The sequence below is a fragment of the Paraburkholderia aromaticivorans genome (assembly GCF_002278075.1).
Lineage (GTDB): Bacteria > Pseudomonadota > Gammaproteobacteria > Burkholderiales > Burkholderiaceae > Paraburkholderia > Paraburkholderia aromaticivorans.
Genome location: NZ_CP022990.1, coordinates 902767 through 921793, shown reverse-complemented (window position 1 = coordinate 921793; position 19027 = coordinate 902767). Strand labels below are relative to the sequence as shown.

Annotated in this window: 16 protein-coding genes; 7 read left to right on the top strand and 9 right to left on the bottom strand. The window is 63.9% G+C overall.

Annotated features, from left to right (window positions below; genetic code table 11):
- Positions 1-31: 31 nt before the first annotated feature.
- The 4 genes from CJU94_RS23840 to rhaS all read left to right on the top strand — a co-directional run bounded on the left by CJU94_RS23840 (position 32) and on the right by rhaS (position 4765).
- Positions 32-1591, top strand: a complete 1560-nt coding sequence (locus tag CJU94_RS23840) for a sugar ABC transporter ATP-binding protein (RefSeq protein ID WP_095421136.1) — start codon at positions 32-34, stop codon at positions 1589-1591.
- Positions 1588-2646, top strand: a complete 1059-nt coding sequence (locus CJU94_RS23835; RefSeq protein WP_095421135.1) for an ABC transporter permease — start codon at positions 1588-1590, stop codon at positions 2644-2646. The genes CJU94_RS23840 and CJU94_RS23835 overlap by 4 nt, the downstream gene beginning before the upstream one ends.
- Positions 2639-3655, top strand: coding sequence for an ABC transporter permease (locus CJU94_RS23830; RefSeq protein ID WP_095421134.1), 1017 nt, complete (start codon positions 2639-2641; stop codon positions 3653-3655). Before CJU94_RS23835 ends, CJU94_RS23830 begins: the two co-directional genes overlap by 8 nt.
- Positions 3656-3757: 102 nt before the next feature.
- Complete coding sequence (gene rhaS, locus CJU94_RS23825; RefSeq protein ID WP_095421133.1) at positions 3758-4765, top strand: rhamnose ABC transporter substrate-binding protein; 1008 nt, start codon at positions 3758-3760, stop codon at positions 4763-4765.
- Positions 4766-4930: 165 nt separating this feature from the next.
- Here rhaS and CJU94_RS42415 read toward each other — a convergent pair whose 3' ends face one another.
- The 5 genes from CJU94_RS42415 to CJU94_RS23800 form a co-directional block, all read right to left on the bottom strand.
- Positions 4931-5257 carry an STY0301 family protein gene (locus tag CJU94_RS42415; protein ID WP_095421132.1) on the bottom strand — a complete coding sequence of 109 codons (327 nt, stop codon included), beginning with the start codon at positions 5255-5257 and terminating at the stop codon, positions 4931-4933.
- Between the two features lie 285 nt (positions 5258-5542).
- Positions 5543-6619 carry a porin gene (locus tag CJU94_RS23815; RefSeq protein ID WP_095421131.1) on the bottom strand — a complete coding sequence of 359 codons (1077 nt, stop codon included), beginning with the start codon at positions 6617-6619 and terminating at the stop codon, positions 5543-5545.
- A 54-nt stretch (positions 6620-6673) separates the two neighbouring features.
- Positions 6674-7741: an ABC transporter ATP-binding protein gene (locus CJU94_RS23810; RefSeq protein ID WP_095421130.1), complete on the bottom strand. Its 1068-nt coding sequence runs from the start codon at positions 7739-7741 to the stop codon at positions 6674-6676.
- Complete coding sequence (locus CJU94_RS23805) at positions 7734-9488, bottom strand: ABC transporter permease (RefSeq protein ID WP_095421129.1); 1755 nt, start codon at positions 9486-9488, stop codon at positions 7734-7736. The genes CJU94_RS23810 and CJU94_RS23805 overlap by 8 nt, the downstream gene beginning before the upstream one ends.
- Before the next feature lie 102 nt (positions 9489-9590).
- Positions 9591-10679: an ABC transporter substrate-binding protein gene (locus tag CJU94_RS23800; RefSeq protein WP_095421128.1), complete on the bottom strand. Its 1089-nt coding sequence runs from the start codon at positions 10677-10679 to the stop codon at positions 9591-9593.
- 139 nt (positions 10680-10818) lie between these two features.
- Here CJU94_RS23800 and CJU94_RS23795 point away from each other — a divergent pair, with 139 nt between their 5' ends.
- Entirely contained in the window at positions 10819-11490 is a 672-nt protein-coding gene (locus tag CJU94_RS23795; protein WP_095422764.1) for a response regulator, read from the top strand.
- Entirely contained in the window at positions 11487-12905 is a 1419-nt protein-coding gene (locus CJU94_RS23790) for a sensor histidine kinase (RefSeq protein ID WP_095421127.1), read from the top strand. Before CJU94_RS23795 ends, CJU94_RS23790 begins: the two co-directional genes overlap by 4 nt.
- 14 nt (positions 12906-12919) lie before the next feature.
- Here the strand turns inward: CJU94_RS23790 and CJU94_RS23785 are convergent, their stop codons facing one another.
- The 4 genes from CJU94_RS23785 to CJU94_RS23765 all read right to left on the bottom strand — a co-directional run bounded on the left by CJU94_RS23785 (position 12920) and on the right by CJU94_RS23765 (position 17397).
- Positions 12920-14077: a CmpA/NrtA family ABC transporter substrate-binding protein gene (locus CJU94_RS23785; RefSeq protein ID WP_095421126.1), complete on the bottom strand. Its 1158-nt coding sequence runs from the start codon at positions 14075-14077 to the stop codon at positions 12920-12922.
- A gap of 10 nt (positions 14078-14087) precedes the next feature.
- Complete coding sequence (locus CJU94_RS23780; RefSeq protein ID WP_095421125.1) at positions 14088-14663, bottom strand: ANTAR domain-containing response regulator; 576 nt, start codon at positions 14661-14663, stop codon at positions 14088-14090.
- Between the two features lie 180 nt (positions 14664-14843).
- Positions 14844-16085, bottom strand: a complete 1242-nt coding sequence (locus CJU94_RS23775; protein ID WP_095422763.1) for a cyanate transporter — start codon at positions 16083-16085, stop codon at positions 14844-14846.
- 745 nt (positions 16086-16830) lie between these two features.
- Positions 16831-17397, bottom strand: a complete 567-nt coding sequence (locus CJU94_RS23765; protein ID WP_095421123.1) for a MarR family winged helix-turn-helix transcriptional regulator — start codon at positions 17395-17397, stop codon at positions 16831-16833.
- A 357-nt stretch (positions 17398-17754) separates the two neighbouring features.
- On the opposite strand from CJU94_RS23765, the gene CJU94_RS23760 reads away from it, so the two are divergent.
- The gene (locus CJU94_RS23760; RefSeq protein WP_095421122.1) at positions 17755-19017 is read left to right on the top strand and encodes an amidohydrolase/deacetylase family metallohydrolase; all 1263 of its coding nucleotides are present in this window, start codon (positions 17755-17757) and stop codon (positions 19015-19017) included.
- Positions 19018-19027 lie beyond the last annotated feature (10 nt).

The following is a 19027-nucleotide window of genomic DNA, read 5'->3' as shown; positions in this document are numbered from 1 at the left end:
CATTGAAACGCGAACAGGAAGGAGACACGCCGTGCAGCAACCCACATCCGCTGTGCCGAGGCTCGAACTGCGGCATGCGAGTAAATCATTCGGGCGGGTTCGCGCGCTATCCGACGGCGATCTCGCGCTATGGCCGGGCGAAGTGCATGCCTTGCTCGGCGAAAACGGCGCGGGCAAATCGACCCTCGTGAAGATTCTCGCGGGCGTACATCAGCCCGACACCGGTGAATTGCTGGTGGACGGCGTGGCGCGCCGCTTTGCGACACCCGCCGAAGCTCGTGATGCGGGGCTCGCGGTGATCTATCAGGAGCCGACGCTGTTCTTCGATCTGTCGATCGCCGAGAACATCTTCATGGGGCGGCAGCCGGTCGACCGGATCGGCCGCATTCAGTACGACGCGATGCGCAGCGAGGTGGACGGCCTGCTGGCGTCGCTCGGCGTCGATCTGCGTGCCGATCAGCTGGTGCGCGGTTTGTCGATCGCCGATCAGCAGGTGATCGAAATTGCCAAGGCGTTGTCGTTGAACGCCAACGTGCTCATCATGGACGAGCCCACTGCCGCGTTGTCGCTGCCCGAAGTGGAACGGCTCTTTGCGATCGTGCGCAAGCTGCGCGAGCGCGACGTGGCGATTCTCTTCATCACGCACCGCCTCGACGAAGTATTCGCGCTGACACAGCGCGTCACGATCATGCGCGACGGCGCGAAAGTTTTCGACGGCCAGACCGCCGATCTCAACACCGAATCGATCGTGGCGAAAATGGTCGGGCGCGACCTCGAAACGTTCTATCCGAAGGCGGACCGGCCGCCGGGCGACGTGCGCCTCTCGGTACGCGGCCTCACGCGCGTAGGCGTCTTCAAGGATATTTCCTTCGACGTGCGCGCCGGCGAGATCGTGGCGTTGGCCGGACTCGTCGGCGCGGGGCGTAGCGAAGTCGCGCGGGCGATCTTCGGCATCGATCCGCTCGACTCCGGCGAAATCTGGATTGCCGGCGAGCGTCTGACGGCGGGGCGCCCCGCCGCCGCGGTGCGCGCCGGACTGGCGCTGGTGCCGGAGGACCGCCGGCAGCAAGGGCTCGCGCTGGAATTGAGCATCGCGCGCAATGCGTCGATGACGGTGCTCGGGCGGCTCGTCAAACACGGCCTCATCTCCGCGCGCAGCGAGACGCAGCTCGCCAATCAATGGGGCACGCGCCTGCGCCTGAAGGCAGGCGACCCCAACGCGCCGGTCGGCACGCTGTCGGGCGGCAATCAGCAGAAGGTGGTGCTCGGCAAATGGCTGGCAACCGGGCCGAAAGTGCTGATCATCGACGAACCCACGCGCGGTATCGACGTCGGCGCCAAGGCCGAGGTGTATGGCGCGCTCGCCGACCTGGTGCGCGACGGCATGGCGGTGCTGATGATCTCGAGCGAATTGCCGGAAGTGCTGGGCATGGCCGACCGCGTGCTGGTGATGCACGAGGGCCGTATCAGCGCGGATATCGCGCGCGCCGACGCCGACGAGGAACGCATCATGGCGGCCGCGCTGGGCCAAACCGTCGGCCGCCCGGGCCCGGCCGGTCAACCGATTCCACCGTTGGGACACGCCGCATGATGCGCCATTCTTCCACCCATCCCGCGCCGGTCCATCCGCCGGTCGCGAAGCGCGCGGCGAGTTCGCCCGGCGGCTTTGCCGCGAGCATTGCGAAGAGCCGCGAAACGACGCTCTTCGTCGTGCTGATTCTGCTGATCGCTGGCACGGGGCTCGCAAAGCCGCAGTTTCTGAATCTGCAGAACCTGCGCGACGTGCTGCTGAACGTGTCGATCATCAGTCTGCTGACGGCCGGCATGACCGTGGTCATTCTGATGCGGCATATCGATCTCTCGGTCGGGTCCACGGTCGGGATCAGCGCGTATGCGGTCGGCAGTCTGTATGTCGCGTTTCCGCAGATGCCGGTGATCGTCGCGTTGGCGGCGGGGCTCGCGATCGGCCTCGTGGCGGGCAGCATCAACGCGCTGCTCGTCGCGGTGGGGCGTGTGCCGTCGCTGGTGGCGACGCTGTCCACGCTGTACATTTTTCGCGGTGCGGACTATGCCTGGGTGCATGGCGGACAGATCAACGCCACCAGTCTGCCCGATGCGTTTTCCCGGCTTGCCACCGGCACGCTGCTCGGCATTCCGACGCTCGCGCTGATCGCGATCGTCGTGCTGGCCGGTCTCGCCGTGTATCTGAAGCAGTTTCGCGGCGGCCGTGAACACTACGCGATCGGCTCGAATCCGGAGGCCGCGCGACTGGCCGGCGTGAACGTCGAGCGTCGCGTAATGGCGGGTTTTCTGCTCTCCGGCGCGATTGCCGGTTTTGCGGGCGCGTTGTGGCTGGCGCGCTTCGGCACCGTGGATGCCAGCACCGCGAAGGGCATCGAATTGCAGGTGGTGGCCGCCGCCGTGGTGGGCAGTGTCGCGATTACGGGCGGTGTCGGCACGATTCTCGGCGCCACGCTCGGCGCGCTCGTGCTCGGCGTGATCAGCATCGCGTTGGTGGTGCTGCACGTGTCGCCGTTCTGGGAGCAGGCCATCGAAGGCGCGTTGATCGTCGCCGCGATTACCGCCGATACCTTGCTGGCCCGTTCCGTCGCCAAACGCATGATGAGGAAACGCGATCATGGCTAAACCCGATTCCGCGCTGCTCACGCGCAAACGCGAAACCCCGCTGCAGTGGGAAGCGCTGCTGGTGATCGTGCTGATTCTCTCGCTCGTGCTCGGCCGCTTGCTGTCTCCGGTCTTTCTCACCGGCGCGAACCTGAGCAACGTGCTGGCGGATCTCACCGAGATCGCCTTGATGGCGTTGCCGATGACGTTGATCATCGTCGCGGCCGAAATCGATTTGTCGGTGGCCTCGGTGCTCGGCGCATCCAGCGCGTTGATGGGCGTGCTGTGGCACATGGGGTTGCCGATGCCGCTCGTAATCGTGCTCGTGTTGATTGCCGGCGCATTGGCGGGCCTGCTGAACGGTCTCGTGATCGTCAAGCTCAATCTGCCTTCGCTCGCGGTCACGATCGGCACGCTGGCGCTGTTTCGCGGCCTCGCCTATGTGCTGCTCGGCGATCAGGCAGTGGCGGATTTTCCGGCCGCTTACACGGCGTTCGGCATGGACACCGTGGGTGCGAGTTTCATACCGCTGCCGTTTGCGATCGTGATCGTCGGCGCGGCGGTGTTCACCGTGTTGCTGCAGTCCACGGCATTCGGCCGCAGTCTCTATGCGATCGGCGCGAATCCGACCGCCGCGGCGTTTTCCGGCATCGAAGTGGCGAAGATCCGCTTGCGTCTGTTCGTGTTGTCAGGCGCCATGAGCGCGCTGGCGGGCGTGGTCTATACGCTGCGCTTCACCAGCGCGCGCGGCGACAACGGCGAGGGTTTCGAGTTGTCGGTGATCGCGGCGGTGCTGTTCGGCGGCGTGAGTATTTTCGGCGGACGCGGTTCGATGATCGGCGTGCTGCTGTCGCTGCTGATTATCGGCGTGCTGAAAAACGCATTGACGCTCGACGACGTGTCCAGCGAAACGCTCACCATCGTCACCGGCGTGCTGCTGCTGGCATCGGTACTGATACCGAATCTGGTGGCCCGCTGGCGCGCGGCGCGCGACCGGCGTTTCATCGCGAAGTCCGCTTCTTCCCTATAAGGTCTTTGGCAATGCCCGCGTCTGCGAAGAGAAAGTCGAACAATCGATAACCCCGGATAACCCGGACAACCCCACGTCCAACAACAAGGCAGGAGACACTCCATGTTCAAACCACTCCGTCACACCGGCGCCGCGGCGCTCTGCGTCGCGTTGATCGCGATCAGTTGCGCCGCGTCCGCGGCGGGCCTGAAAAGCGGTCTGAAAATCGCATTCGTGCCGAAACAGATCAATAACCCCTACGAAGTGATCGCCGACGACGGCGGCATGAGCGCGATCAAGGAATTCGGCGGCGTGGGCAAAGCGGTGGGACCCTCGGATGCGGGCGCATCGTCGCAGGTGCAGTACATCAACACGCTGATCACGCAGCGGCAGGATGCGATCGTGATCGCGGCCAACGACGCCAATGCGGTGGTGCCGTATCTGAAGAAAGCGATGTCGCAAGGCATCAAGGTCGTGACCTTCGACTCGGACACGGCGCCCGAAGGCCGGCAACTGTTCGTCAACCAGGCGAATGCGGAAGGCATCGGCCGTGGCCAGGTTCAACTGGTCGCGAAACTGATGGGCGGCGAGGGCGAGTTCGCCGTGCTGTCGGCCACGCCTAACGCAACCAATCAGAACACCTGGATCAAGTGGATGCAGGAGGAACTGAAAAAGCCCGAGTATTCGAAGATCAAGCTCGTGAAGATCGCCTACGGTAACGACGACGATCAGAAGTCGTTCACCGAAACGCAAGGTCTGTTGCAGGCATACCCGAACCTGAAGGCGATCGTCGCGCCGACCACGGTCGGCATTGCTGCAGCCGCGCGTTATATTTCGACTTCGTCGAGCAAGGGGAAGGTGGCGGTGACCGGTCTGGGCACACCGAACCAGATGCGCGCGTTTGTGAAGAACGGCACCGTGAAGGCGTTCCAGTTGTGGGATCCGGGTCAACTCGGCTATCTGGCTGCCTATGCCGCGGCGGCGCTGGCGTCGGGCACGATCAGCGGTAAGGAAGGCGAGTCGTTCGACGCGGGCAAGCTCGGCAAGCGCACCATCGGGCCGCAAGGCGAAATCATTCTCGGACCGCCGACCACGTTCGATTCGAGCAATATCGACAACTTCAATTTCTGAGCGGCGATGCAATGCCGGGCGATGTTGCGCGGCTAAAGCGTTCGGCAGGAAACGAAACGCGAGGCGCGTGGGCGATGCAAATGTCCACGCGCCTTTTTTGGGGTGCTGACTGGCGCAGCGGATCAAGGCTAATCAGATCGACCGCGATCTTCAGCGGTCCGCGTGTTACTTGCAGTGTGCGCTGAATGGTTTCATGCCTGCCGCACACATGCTCACGTTCTTCGCATGCAGCGTTACAGTCCTGGCTGTGCCCTTGTATTTGCAGATGAGATATGGGTCGATCTCATGGGTGTCCCAGCGATCTACCCGACCAGCGGGTAAGGGTGCAAGGGCCACCGTCCGGCCGGGCGGCCCGTCGTACAAAGCTGCGTTGCTCAACACATGGCGGACTCCCGAATCGAGCACATTGGCCGGGCACGCAAGCGGCGCTGCCAATGCGGCGGCGCTTGTGAGCGCGCAGAACAGCACGCAAAGGCTCTTACTCGACCACATAGAACGGGTCACACATTGTCCTGTCCGTTGCCGACAAGTCGCCCTTTAAGAGAATGTGCTTCAAGCACATTTGCTATGTAAAACATTCCCTACCCGGCTTGTTCAGGTGGTTTCGGTGTCCGTCCACACCCGTGAGTGTGGACTCATGTCACGGTGGGCGCGGTAGGCGAATCAATTGCGATTTCACATTAGCACCCTTTGATTTGAGTAAAATCTGCTTTGCAGGTAGCAGAATTCATCGAGTGAGTCCGCTTGGTCGCCGGGCGGCTCGGCGAGCGAAAATCGTCAGAACCGATGCTGAATACCGGCCGTGACACCCGCTTGCGTATCCGCCGCGCCGGTCAGATCGCGTGACAGGCTCACCGCATTGTCATGCTTGGCCATCGCATAACCGCCCGCCATATACAGCACCGTGCGCTTGGACAGCGCGTACTGCGCGCGCAGCGAGAACAGCGTCGGATCGGCGTCGCTCGCGTCCTTGATGTCCTGGTGATAGACCGCCGCGAACAGCGAGAAGAACGGCGTCACATCGTATTGACCGCCGAGCCAGTACATGTCGCTGCGCAGCGTCGGCGCGGCCGTGTGGAACGTGCGCCGGTAGTTCCGATAACCGGCCATTGCCTTGACGGCGCCGAAGTCGTAGCTCACGCCGGCGTGAATGCCTTGAATATAGTTGGTGGTATCGGCGGGCGTTACGCTGTCGTTGGCGCCATTCTGCCGGTCGAAGGTTGCGACCGCGGCGAACGGACCATTCTCGTAGCCGAAACCGAAGTCGTATTTCGAACTCGACTTCATGCTGCCGGGCACATTGCCGAAGCCATACATCGCGCCGAATTTGAAGCCGGAAAAGGTGCCGTCATAACGAACCGCGTTGGACGAGCGCGAGAACAGACCGTCCTTGCGCCCGCCCGTCGCCGTGGATGAGGTAGCCCACGAGTAGTTCGGCGCATAACCCATCGGGTCGAACTGCAGCATGTAGTCGTACGTGGTCGTGAAATTGCGGCCGAGCGTGATTTGACCAAAGCGGTTTTTCAGGCCGATGGTCGCACGGCGATCGAAGATCGCGCCGGAGCTGTCGTCGAACTGGCCGTTGGCGATGTTGATGCCGCTTTCCAGCTGGAACACCGCCTTCAGGCCGCCGCCGAGATCCTCCACGCCGCGCAAACCCCAGCGCGAGGTGTTCTTGCCGCCCGACACGAGACGCGCGGCACCGCCATCTTTGCTCGCATGGTTCACGTATTCGACACCCGCGTCGACGATGCCGTACAAGGTCACGCTCGATTGCGCGTGCGCGCCGGCTGCAATACCGGCGAGCCCAGCGCACGTGACGCCGAGGGCCGCCTTCTTCATGCTCCACTTCATCAACAGTCTCCTGTGGTTGGTCTTTTTACTTCGGTTGGGGATGGGGCGCCGGTCTCAGCTCGCCTGAGCGAAGGCCCAGCAGTCGTTGGCGGGAAATTCGATCCAGTGGCGGCCGGCGGCGCGCGGCACGTGACCGAACGCGCGCAGGCGCAGCTCGCCGCAATGGAACAGGTATTCCCAGCGGTCGCCGAGATACATCGACGTAATGAGGTCCGCTTCGAGCCGGTTCGCGCCGGGACCGTCGGCGACCTGCACGCGTTCGAGGCGAATCACGGCTTGCGCGTGCTGTCCGGCCGTGAGCGCTTCGCGTGCTTGCGCCTGCAGTTGCCAGCCGTCGCCGGCGAGCGTCACGCGTTCACCGTCGACCGCGGCCACGCGTGCCTCGATGCGGTTGTTGCTGCCCATGAATTCGGCGGTGTAGAGCGAGCGGGGCGCGCCGTACAGTTCGGCGGGCGTGCCTTCCTGTTCGATGCGGCCGTTGCGCAGCAACAGGATGCGGTCGGACATCGCCATCGCTTCGGTCTGATCGTGTGTCACGCACAACGCAGAAAGGCCGAGTGACACGATCAACTCGCGCAGCCAGGCGCGGGCTTCTTCGCGCAGCTTGGCGTCGAGATTCGAGAGCGGTTCGTCGAGCAGAATCACGGGCGGGTTGTAGACCAATGCTCGCGCGATCGCGACACGCTGTTGCTGGCCGCCGGAAAGCTGATACGGATAACGCGCGGCAAGGTGGCCGAGGCCGAGCTGATCGAGCGCGGCCTGCACACGCTTTTTCTGCTCGGCTGGCGAGACGCGCCGCAGCTTCAATCCATAGCCGACGTTATCCGCCACCGTGCGATGCGGCCACAGCGCATACGACTGGAATACGAGCCCGAGCGAGCGCTGCTCGACCGGCAGATCGACATGCGCCGCGCCGTCGAAAAACGCCTTGCCGTCCAGTTCGATGCGACCCGACGACGGTTGTTCGAGACCGGCTACCGCGCGCAGCAGCGTGGTCTTGCCGCTGCCCGAGGCGCCCAGCAGGCAGACTACTTCGCCGGGATTCAGTTCGAACGACACGCCTTTGAGAATCGGGTTGTCGCCATAGCTCAGAAAGAGGTTGTCGACCGAGAGCTTATCCATGCAATTTCACTCCGAAGCGCAGTGCGACGCCGAGGCCGGCGCCGACCATCGCGATGTTGATGACAGAAAGCGCCGCGACCTGGTCGACCGCGCCGGTCGCCCACAGCGACACCAGCAGCGCGCCGATCACTTCCGTGCCGGGCGAGAGCAGATAGACGGCGGTCGAATACTCGCGCTCGAAAATCATGAAGATCAGCAGCCACGCCGCAAGCAAGCCGAAGCGCACGAGCGGCAGCGTCACGTCGAGACTGACGCGCGAGCGCGTGCCGCCGACGCTGCGTCCCGCTTCTTCCAGTTCCGGGCCGACTTGCAGCAGCGCGCTCTGGATCAGACGCATGCCGTACGCGAGCCACACGACCGTGTAGGCGATCCAGATGCTCCACATGGAGTTCTTCAGTTCCTTCAGGCCGGGCACGAAGAGGAAGATCCACAGAAAAGCGAGACCGGCGAGCAGGCCCGGCACCGCGCGCGGCAGCAGCACGAGGTAATCGAGCAGGCGCGTGGCCCAGTCGTTGCGGCGATGGCCGGCGAACGCCACCAGCGAATAGAAGCCCACCGCGAGCGCCCCACCCAACACGCCGATGCCGAGCGTGTTCAGAATCGCGCGCACCAGGTTGTCCTGCTCGAACAGTTCGGTGAAGTTGGCCAGCGTCAGCACATCGCCGAGATGCACGCCCTGGCCCCAGTTGGTGACGAACGCGCGCAACGTGATGCCGGAGAGCGGCACGAAGACCGTCAGCAGCAGCCAGAGTGCGACGATGGCGAGCGCGACCCAGCGCCACACGCCGAGCGGCAGCACGGTCTGACGTCCCGCCTTGCCCTTGACGGTGACGAAACGGTTCGCGCTCTTTAACAGCCTGCGTTGCAGCAGCACGAGCGGGAACGTGATCGCGACGATGCACATCGCGACCGCGGCCATCAGATGATACGAGGGCACGCCGAGCTTGTTGGTGAGCTTGTAGAGATACGTGGCCAGCACGAGGTGCCCTTCGGGATCGCCGAGCACGAGCGGCAGGCCGAAGACTTCGAAGCCGAGGAAGAACACCAGCACGCCGGCGAACAGCAGCGCGGGCAGGGTCATCGGCAGGCTCACGTCGAGCGCGACGCGAAACGGCCGCGCGCCGGCCACACGGGCTGCTTCTTCGACGTCCGAGCCGAGATTGCGCAGCGCCGCCGACGAATACAGGTATACGTGCGGCACATGCGTGAGGCCGACGATCACGGTGATGGCGAAGACCGAATAGACGGTCCACGGGGCTTGCGCGGTGCCGAACAGTTCCATCCACCAGACCGAGTAGAAGCCGACCGGGCCGGCCGCGACTACGTAGCCGAATGCCAGCACCATCGGCGATACGAACACGGGTGTGAGCAGCAGCGGTTCGAGCCAGCGGCGGCCGGGCAGGTCGGTGCGCACCATCAGGAAGGCGAGAATGCCGCCGAGCGGAATCGAAATGAACAGCATGCCGGCCGCGATGACAAACGAGTTTTTCAACGCGGACCAGAAGTCCGGGTCGCTGAAAATGAATTCGAAACCGGCGAGGCCGAACGTGCGTTTCGCGTCGAAGAACGGCGCGTTCAGCACGCTCTGCAACAGGATGAAGCCAAGCGGCAGCGCCACCGCCACGGTCAGCACCGCGACGACGAGCCAGCGCAGCAGTCCCATGAACGGCTGCAGCGCGCCGATCGAGCCGCCGTCCGCCGCGTGCGGCGGTGCCGCGCGGCGTGCGGTTGCGCTAGTGGAAAGCATGAGTGTCCCCCTGCGGCGCAAAGCCGCATATCGACAGGTATGGAAGGAAGGGCTGGCGGCCGCGTTGGTCGGCGCGGCCGCCGGTGTGTCAAGCGCGAACGGCTAGCGCTTGATGGACTGTTGCCATTGCTTGAGGAATTCGAGGCGTTTGGACTGGTCGAGATAGACCAGCAGGCCCGCGCCGATCGGGATCGGTTTGAGCGAGTCGCCGAGCTGCTTCGTGAGACCCGCCATTGACGTTTCCCCTTCCACGTCGGCGCGAATCGAGAACAGGCTTGCCTGATTCGCCAGCAGTGTCTGGCCGCGTTGCGAGAGCAGATAGTCGACCCACAGCTTCGCGGCGTTCGGGTTTTGCGCCTTCTTCGAAATCGTCACGAGCCGGCTCACCACCAGGGTGTAGTCCTTCGGATAGACGTAGCCGATCGACGGATCTTTCTTCGCCTTGGTCAGCGCGTACGAGCCGAGAATGTTGTAGCCGATCAGGTTCTCTCCCGAGGAGATGCGCTCCATCATGGCGCCCGTGCTCGATTGCAGCTTGGGTCCGGTGGCGCCCATCGCCTTCACCAGATCCCACGTGACCTGCGGGTTGACGCGCGCATCCTGGGTCAGATAGTTGAAGCCCACGCCGGACTTTTCGATGTCGTAGGTGGTGACCTTGCCTTTGAACTGGTCGGGCTTGCCCTGCAGCAGTTTGATCAGATCGGCGCGCGTTTGCGGCACGTCGCCGGCCGGCACGAGACGCTTGTTGTAGACGATCGCGAGCGGCTCGTAGGTGGTGCCGTAAGCCTGCTTCTGGTACTGCGCCCATTGCGGCAACTGCTTCGCTTCCGGCGATTCGTAGGCGGCCATCAGGCCGTCGTTGACGAGCTTGACCTGCAGGTCCATGGCCGAGCTCCACAGCACGTCGGCACTGGTGCTGCTCGCCGCGTTTTCGCTGATGTAGCGGTTGTACAGCTCGGTGCTGTTCATGTCGTTGTACTCGACCTTGACACCGTACAGGCTTTCAAAATCCTTGATGAGCGGACGCACCAGCGCGGTGTCCGTGACTGAGTAGACGATCAGCTTGCCTTCCTTTCTAGCCCCGTCCACAGTGGCTTGATAATCACTGGGATAACCGGCCGGAATGGCCGCCCATGCTGAGTTTGCGGCGAATGCGACAGCCACTGCGAGTCCCTTCAAAGCGTTTTGCACGTCTTCCTCCAGAAAACTTCGTGTTGGTTTTGTGTAGGCGAATGGTAAGAGATCGATGCTTTCCGAATGCTTTCAATTTTCGAAAGAAATGCGTCACAATGGCCGAATTCGCCTTATGGATTTCCCTGGGATTCTGCTCATGCGTGTGCTGCTCGTCGAAGACAATCCGATTCTTTCCCGCTCGCTCACCGACGCGCTGACCAGCGCGAAACTCACTGTCGACTGCATGCACGACGGCGAATCCGCCGATCACGTGCTGCGTACGCAGGACTACGCACTGGTGATTCTCGACATCGGCTTGCCGAAGCTCGACGGCCTCGAGGTGCTGCGCCGTTTGCGCGCCCGCCGCAACGCCGTGCCGGTATTGATGCTGACCGCGCACGGCGCGGTGGAGGAGCGCGTGCGCGGTCTCGATCTCGGCGCCGACGATTACCTCGCGAAGCCTTTCGCGCTCACCGAACTCGAAGCGCGTGCGCGTGCGCTATTACGCCGCAGTCACGGCCAGGAACCGCTCGATGCGCAATGCGGCACGCTGCTTTACGACAGCGTGGATCGCGGCTTCACGCTCGGCGGCGAAGCGCTCGCGCTCACGCCGCGCGAGCGTTCGGTGCTGGAAGTGTTGATCCTGCGTAACGGCCGGGCGATCAACAAGGACACGCTGTCGGAAAAAATCTTCGGGCTCGACGAATCGGTGAACGCGGACGCGATCGAAATCTATGTGCACCGCCTGCGCAAGAAACTCGAACACAGTTCGGTCGGCATCGTGACGTTGCGCGGACTGGGCTACCTGCTGGAAGCAAAAAGCGCATGACGCAGCCGAATTTGCGCGTACGGGTCGCACTGTGGCTGTTGGTGCCGCTGCTTTTGCTGCTCGCGTTCGACGCATGGCTCACGTATCAACGCGCCATGAGCGCGGCGCACGCGGCCTTCGACCGCACGCTCGAATTTTCGCTGCGCTCGATTCGCGACGGCATCCGCCTGCGCGGCGGCGAGATCGAAGTCGATCTTCCGTACCTCGCGCTGGAGATGTTCGAATCGAATGGCGGCGGCAACATCTACTACCAGATTCGCGAGGAAGGCGGCCGCGTGGTGACCGGCTATCCCGACTTGCCGGACGCGGGCAAAGTGCCGGGCGAGCCCTACAGCGTGCGTTTCTACGACGACGTGTTTCGCGGCCGTCCGCTGCGCGTCGCGATGCTCCGGCTGCCCGTGCACGACGTGCCGAGCGCGCAAACGCGGGTGGTGCTGGTGAGAGTCGGCGAAACGATCGAGCAGCGTCAGGCGTTGGCGCGCGAGATTCTGACCGGTTCGCTGCAACAGGAGGGTCTGCTCGTGGTGCTCGCGCTCGGCATCGTGTGGCTGGGCGTGGCGCGCGGCTTGCGGCCGTTGAACCGTCTGTCGGCGAAAGTGGCCGCGCGTGCCGAGGATGATCCGACGCCGCTCGATACCGTCGGACTGCCAAGCGAAGTGACGCCGCTGGTCGATTCGATCAATCAGTACATCGGCCGCACGCAGTCGATGCAGTCGTCGCGCCGGCGTTTTTTCAACGACGCCGCGCATCAGTTGAAAACGCCGCTTGCGGTGATTCAGGCGGAGTCCGAACTGGCGCTGCGCGATATCGACGGCATGGAAGCGGGTTCGGGTAGCGATCGCCGGCAAGGGGTGCATTTGCGGCGGCTGAATCGCGCGGTGCAGCACGCGGTGCGCATCGTGCAGCAGTTGCTCTCGCTCTCGCGGCTCGACGCCCACAGCGGCTATACGGTCAGGCATGCGGCGCTGCCGCTGCATAAGGTGGCGCGCAGCGTGACGCTCGACTGGTCGCCGGTGGCGCGCGCACGCGGCATCGATCTCGGTTTCGAACAGGACGCGCGTGTGGAGATAATGGGGCAGAACGATCTGCTCGCGGAACTGGTCGGCAATCTGATCGACAACGCGATCCGTTATTCAGGCGATGGCGCGGTGATTACCGTGCGTGTCGCGCGCGAAGGCGAGCACGCGTTGCTGCAGGTCGTCGACAACGGGCCGGGCATTGCGGCCGAGGAACGCGAGGCGGTGTTCGAGCGCTTCTATCGCAGCGAGGCGACGCAGGCAGTGGAAGGCAGCGGGCTGGGTTTGTCGATCGTGCGGGAAATCGCGCGCGTGCACGGCGCGCTGGTCGGGCTCACCGATGCGGCTGGCGGCGGGTTGGTCGTGAGCGTGCTGTTTCCGCCGTTGCTGCCGGCGTAACGCCGGCGCCGAACCTAGCGGCGAATCGGAAAGCGCCGAGCGTAACCGGTGGGTGATGTGTCGCCGCCCCACGTTTCGCCGTCGATCAAAACGCGTGGGGCGCCTTCTTCCGGCACCGCCACGTTAACGCCGGCGGCCGCTTCGCGATACAACTGTGTCTGGTTGATCCGCGCGGCGATGTCCGCATAATCCGCGCGCGCGTCGATCATGCCCCAGCGCTCGAACTGCGTGAGAAACCACGCGCCTTCGATCGCTCGTGGATAGTTCACCGTGCCGTGGTCGAAGAAACGCACGGGCAAGCCGCGCGGCGCGCAAGCCGCGATCTCGTCGCCGAGGCGCGCCGCAATCAACGCCGCGTCGATACCCACGTAGTCGGGCCGCGCCAGCCAACGCGAGATTTCCTCGCGATGTCCCGCGCCGTCGAGCCAGCGGCATGCTTCGAGCATGGTTTGCACGAGCGCGCGCGCGGCATGCGGATTCGCGCTGACAAAATCGCGCCGGCACGCCAGCACTTTCTCGGGATGATCGGGCCACACGTCGCTCGTATAGGCGATCGTTCTGCCGACACCTTGCGCTTCGGCCTGGGTGTTCCAGGGCTCGCCGACGCACAGGCCGTCGAGTTTGTCTTCGGCGAGCGCGGCGACCATTTGCGGCGGCGGAATCGCCACGCTCTCGATCTCGCGCAACGGATCCACGCCTTGCGACGCGAGCCAGTAGTACAGCCACATCGCATGCGTGCCGGTCGGGAAGGTCTGCGCGAACACCGGCTTGCGGCCGAGCGTCGCGAGCGCCTTGGGCAGCGTGCCATGTTCGGCGAGCGCATCGGCGAGCCGGTTCGACAGCGTGATGGCCTGGCCGTTGCGGTTGAGCACCATCAGCACGGCCATATCCGTTTGCGGTCCGCCAAGACCCAGTTGCACGCCGTACACGAGGCCGTAGAGCGCGTGGGCCGCATCCAGATCGCCCGACAGCAGTTTGTCGCGTACGGCGGCCCATGACGGCTGGCGTGACAGCTCCAGCGTGAGGCCGTGCGCGTGGCCGAATTCGAGCAGCTTGGCGGCCACGAGCGGCGCGGCGTCCGAGAGCGCGACGAAGCCGAGCCGCAAATGGGTCTTCTCGAGCGGCCCCGAAGTGAGCGACGCGGCGGGTGCAGTGGAGGTTGGAGAGTTCATGGACGGCGCTTCATTTGAGCGAGTCGGCCGACGCGAGGATGGCGCGCGCGACTTCGGCGAGTTTGACGCCCTGATTCATCGCGCGCTTGCGCAGGTTGGCGTAGGCGGCGTGTTCAGTGATCTTTTGTTGATCCATCAGGAGCCGTTTGGCGCGATCGATCAACTTGCGCTCGGCGAGTTCGCTTTCGACTTGCGCGAGACGCTCGCGCAATTGCGATTCCTGCGCGAAACGCGCGAGCGCGACTTCGAGGATCGGCGCGAGACGTTCGGTCGCAAGACCTTCGACCAGATAGGCCGTGACGCCCGCGCCGACGGCGTCGCGGATCAGCTGCTGGTTGGCGTCGTGGCTGAACATCAATACCGGGCGCGGCGCGGTGGCGTTCATCACCGCAAGCTGCTCGAGCGTGTCGCGCGACGGCGATTCCGTATCGATGATGATGACATCGGGCCGCTCGCTCTGTACCACGCGATGCAGCGCTTGCGGCGTGGCGGTACCCGCCAGCATCTCGTAGCCGAGTCGGGCAAGGGCGTCGCGAAGGTCGCCGATGGGCTTATCGGTGTCGGTTACGAGGAGTACGCGCAGCATGGAGTGGGGCTTTATCGACGGCTGACCAGAGATAAAGCAACGGTCATGCCAGTCCACGCATAATGAGGTGAAACTCGTGCAATCACGGACTTATCCGTGGCGCGTACGTGCACCGCTGCACCTGTGGGGTGCGTGTGAGGTCGGTGCACCGAAGTGGCGCATGAGCCGGCGCTCAGTTGTTCAGCGCCACTGTCCGCAGCTGCGTGGGGAGAACAGCAAACTCACCGCCATCATGGCGACCACGCAGCCGGCCAGCATGATCCACGCGGCGCCGAAGCCGCCGCTCCAACCGCGCGCGAGGCCGGCCACGACGGGTGCGACGGCTGCCACGATGAAGCCCACGCCCTGAATGAAGGCGACGAGTTCGCCGGCCAAGCGGTGGTCGCTTGAATGATCCATGGCGGTGACGAGCGTCAGCGAAAAAGTCCCGCCCAATCCCGCGCCGGCTACGCCGACCCACAGCAAGGGCGCGACATCAGGCCAGGCAATCAAGCCGAACAGTCCGACCAGTTGCGCGGAGAGGCCGAGTATCAGCCACGGGCGGCGATCCCGGAACGATGCCGCGGCGAGCGGCAGCAATAACGCCGAGGTGGCCTGAAACACCGTCATGCCGGCCAGTAGCGAACCGCTCGCCGCGACGCTCACGCCGCGCTGCTGATAAAACGCCGGCAGCCACGCGGCGAGACTCGTATAGCCGCCGTTGACGATGCCGAAGTAGAGTCCGAGCGTCCACGCGCGGCGCGTGCGCCATAGCGAAAGGGTGTCGGCGCGTGCGGCAACGGGCTTTGCCGCGGCGGCGGTCCCGGAAGAGCGCCAATGCAATGCCCACCAGCAGACCAGTGCACCGCAAGCCGGAATCGTCCATACGGCGAGCCCTGCCTGCCATGACTGCAGCGCGCGGCTTACCCACGGACTCAAACTCGCGCCCAGCCCGCCACCGCCCATAATGGACGCGGAGAACACACCCATTGCGAGCGGCACACGTGCCTGAAAGCGCTGCTTCATCACGGCCGGCAGCAACGCCTGAATCGCAGCGACGCCCGCGCCCGCCAGCAACGCCGTAGCCCATAGCGCCACGCCGCTCGATGCCGTCCACCGTGCCGCGCAGGCGAGCGCGATCGCCAGCAAGCCGAGCGCGACGCCGCGTGTTTCGCCGATGGTCCGCGCCAATCCGCCCGCGCCGAATGCGCCGATGCCCATCGCGACGACCGGCAGGCTGGTTAGCAGCGACGCGCCATAGAAACTGAGGCCGGTTGCGTCGCGGATCGTCGTCATCAACGGGCTGATCGAGGTCAGCAGCGGGCGCAGATTGACGCCGATCGAGACGATCGCGCCCAGCCACACGACGTCTTGCCACTTTAGCGCCACAGTGGCGTGGCGGGCGGGAATGCCGGTCGGGTTGGCGCGGGGGTGCGAATTCACAATGATCCTGGTCGCGAAAGAAGGGGCGGTGAGCGGTGTGCAAGCGCAGCTATGGAACTGGCGCGTCGCGGCGGCATAAAAACGCGCGATGCTCAGTTTGGTCAACCGTTTGGTCAAAGCTGTTTGGTCAACCATAATAGCAAAAATGGTTAACCATTTTTTGTGATATCCGGTATAGCAGGGCGTTCGTGGAGAAAGACGTTCGCCGGGTCTGCGGCAAGCGTGCCTCATTCCAGGCTAACCTCGAGAACGTCACGAACGAGCGGTGCTGGAGCGCGGCGGGACCCAGCGCGCGCGGTGTGGGGCTCGGGCGCACAGTTGAATTGACGTCGACGCCCGATTGCCAGGCTCCGCGCAGTCACGGGAGCCAGACTGTGAATAATCAGCTAACCGAAATAAACTGGCCGCGCGCCAAAGGTGGTGAACCGCGGTCGCAACGCGGCAAGTCATCGAGCCGCGGTGTCTTTCTCAAATGGTCGTGGCGGAATCACGGCAGGATAGACCTGCGGGGTGCGGTTGTTGGTTTGCTCTTCGGCGAGATGGGTTCTCTGCCGAATCATCGCGCAGTGTTGAAGATTCGCGTTGGCTACGCGTCGGCCGCGTCGAAGAATTCTTGCGAGTGCCCGATCCGGATTCCGTGGCTTCGTGCGAGGCGCTAGCAAGCGCTTTTAGCGATCCGCTGCGCCTGAAACCATCGATGATGCGGCATCGATATTGATGAGCCATCCGGAGCGAGGCATTGAGTTCAGGTCACATCGACCGAACTTTCGTCCTGCGCGAGCAACTGGCTGTCCGGCAGACGGAAGGGCACGAGGCTGTCCGAGTTGTTCGCCTCGACGAGGCGGATTATCTGCAGCATGAACATATCGCGCTCGACGGGCGACAGATGCTCGATGGTGCGATCGTGCGCGCGCTGTACGGCCTGCGCCATTTTCTTCACCAGGCGCTTTCCCGCAGGCGTCAGCTTGACGAGCCTCAACCGCTTGTCGTGCTCGGCCTGGGTACGGCTCACGAGACCGCGCGCGGTCAGGCGCGGAATCACTTCCGCGACGCTCGACCGCTCCAGCCCGACTTCGATCGCGAGTGTGTTCTGGTCCATCTCGCCCAACGAATCGAGCGCGGTGAGCAGGCTGTACTGCACGGGCGTGATGTTGAACTCGCTCGTTTCCTGCGCGAACAGAAAGGTATGGATCTGATGCATGCGGCGAATGAGAAAACCCGGCCGCGAAAACAGAGGCGAGCGCGCCTGCCGCTCGGAGAGTTCCGCGCGGATACGTTGAATGTCGATATGTTCGGTAGGGGTGGTTCGCATAGGAACGATCTCGGGTCAGAAATAGACGAGCGTGGGCGCGTGCGCGCATAACCGTCGCGGCGCACTTTACCTACGCCATTCTAGGCCGAATCGACGGGCTGTCGCAAATTCCGGGGTACACCATCAAATCACCATAAGAAGGCATGATGGCTGTTCGAGGTGCGCGGCCCGGCGCGAGCTCTCCGAATTGGTGCGCATGCTTTCGCAGATTTGTGTGGTACGGCACGCATCTGGGCGAGTTCGATCTTGTAAATGGTTGTTCTAAAACGGAAATCGTCGTTTTCAACGACGCGGCAAAAAACCGGCACACAATTTGCGGTACACCACGCATCTCAACGGACATCGAACGTACCGTATATGTCACAAGTTTTGCTCAAAGGGGGCCGCGTGATCGACCCCGCCCAGAAAATCGACGCAACCCTCGACGTACTGGTGGACAACGGCGTCATCGCCGCGCTCGGCGCCGATCTCGGGAGCGAGGCGCCGCACGCCGAACAGGTCGATTGCAGCGGCAAGCTGGTGCTGCCCGGCCTCATCGATACGCATGGCCATGTGTATCAGTACGTCACCGGACGCTTCGGACTGAACGCGGACCAGTGCGGCGTGCAGTCCGGCGTGACGACCATTGTCGATCAGGGCGGTTCGAGCTGCATCACGATTCCAGGGTTCCGGCACTACGTGGTGGAGCGCTCGGCCACCCGCGTGCTCGCTTATGTCTCAGCTTATCTGGTCGGCGGTCTGGAAGGCCACTATTACCCGGACCTCTATCGTCCCGATTGCCTCGATGCCGACGCGACCATCAAGTCGATCCGCGCGAATCCGGATCTCGTGAAGGGCATCAAAGCGCACGCGGAAATTGGCGGCTTCGCGCGCTGGGGGCTCGACGTCATGAAGATCGCGGCGAAGATCGGTCGTGCCGCCGAATTGCCCTTGTATATCCACTTCGGTCAACTGTGGCCGAAGCCCGAAAGCGGCGCTCTGCCCGTGCAACCCGATTCGATCTTCAGGCAGGTCGTGGAGACGCTCAAGCCCGGCGATATTCTCGCGCATCCGTTCAGCCGCCATCCGGGCGGCTTCGTCGAGGAGAACGGAAAACTGCATCCGCTGGTGCATGAAGCGGTCGCGCACGGTCTGAAGATCGACGTCGGTCACGGTTCGCATTTCAGCTTCAAGACGGCGCGCGTCGTGCTCGGCGAGGGCGTCGTACCCGACACGCTGGGGGCCGACATGCACGGCTACAACACGCACGTTCCGGCTCCCGCCGGCACGCCCGATAGCCATCCCGACGAGGAACACTCGTTCCTCGGCCGCACCCAGTTCAGTCTCGTCAGCGCGATGACGAGCATGCTCGCGCTCGGCCTGCCGCTGAATCACGTCGTCGCGATGACGACCTGCAATGCCGCGAAGATGATAGGCATGGAGGACACCATCGGCACGCTGCAAGTGGGGCGCGGCGCCGACATCAGCGTGCTCGACGACCGGCGCGGCCGCTGGGTGCTGGAGGACAACGAAGGCACGCAGGTCATCACCGACCGCATGCTGTCTCCCCTGTTCTGCTTGCGGGACGGCGTGCGTTACGACGCCGTCTCGCCCACGCTGCCGCTCGCGCGCGCCGCTTGAAAGACGCGAG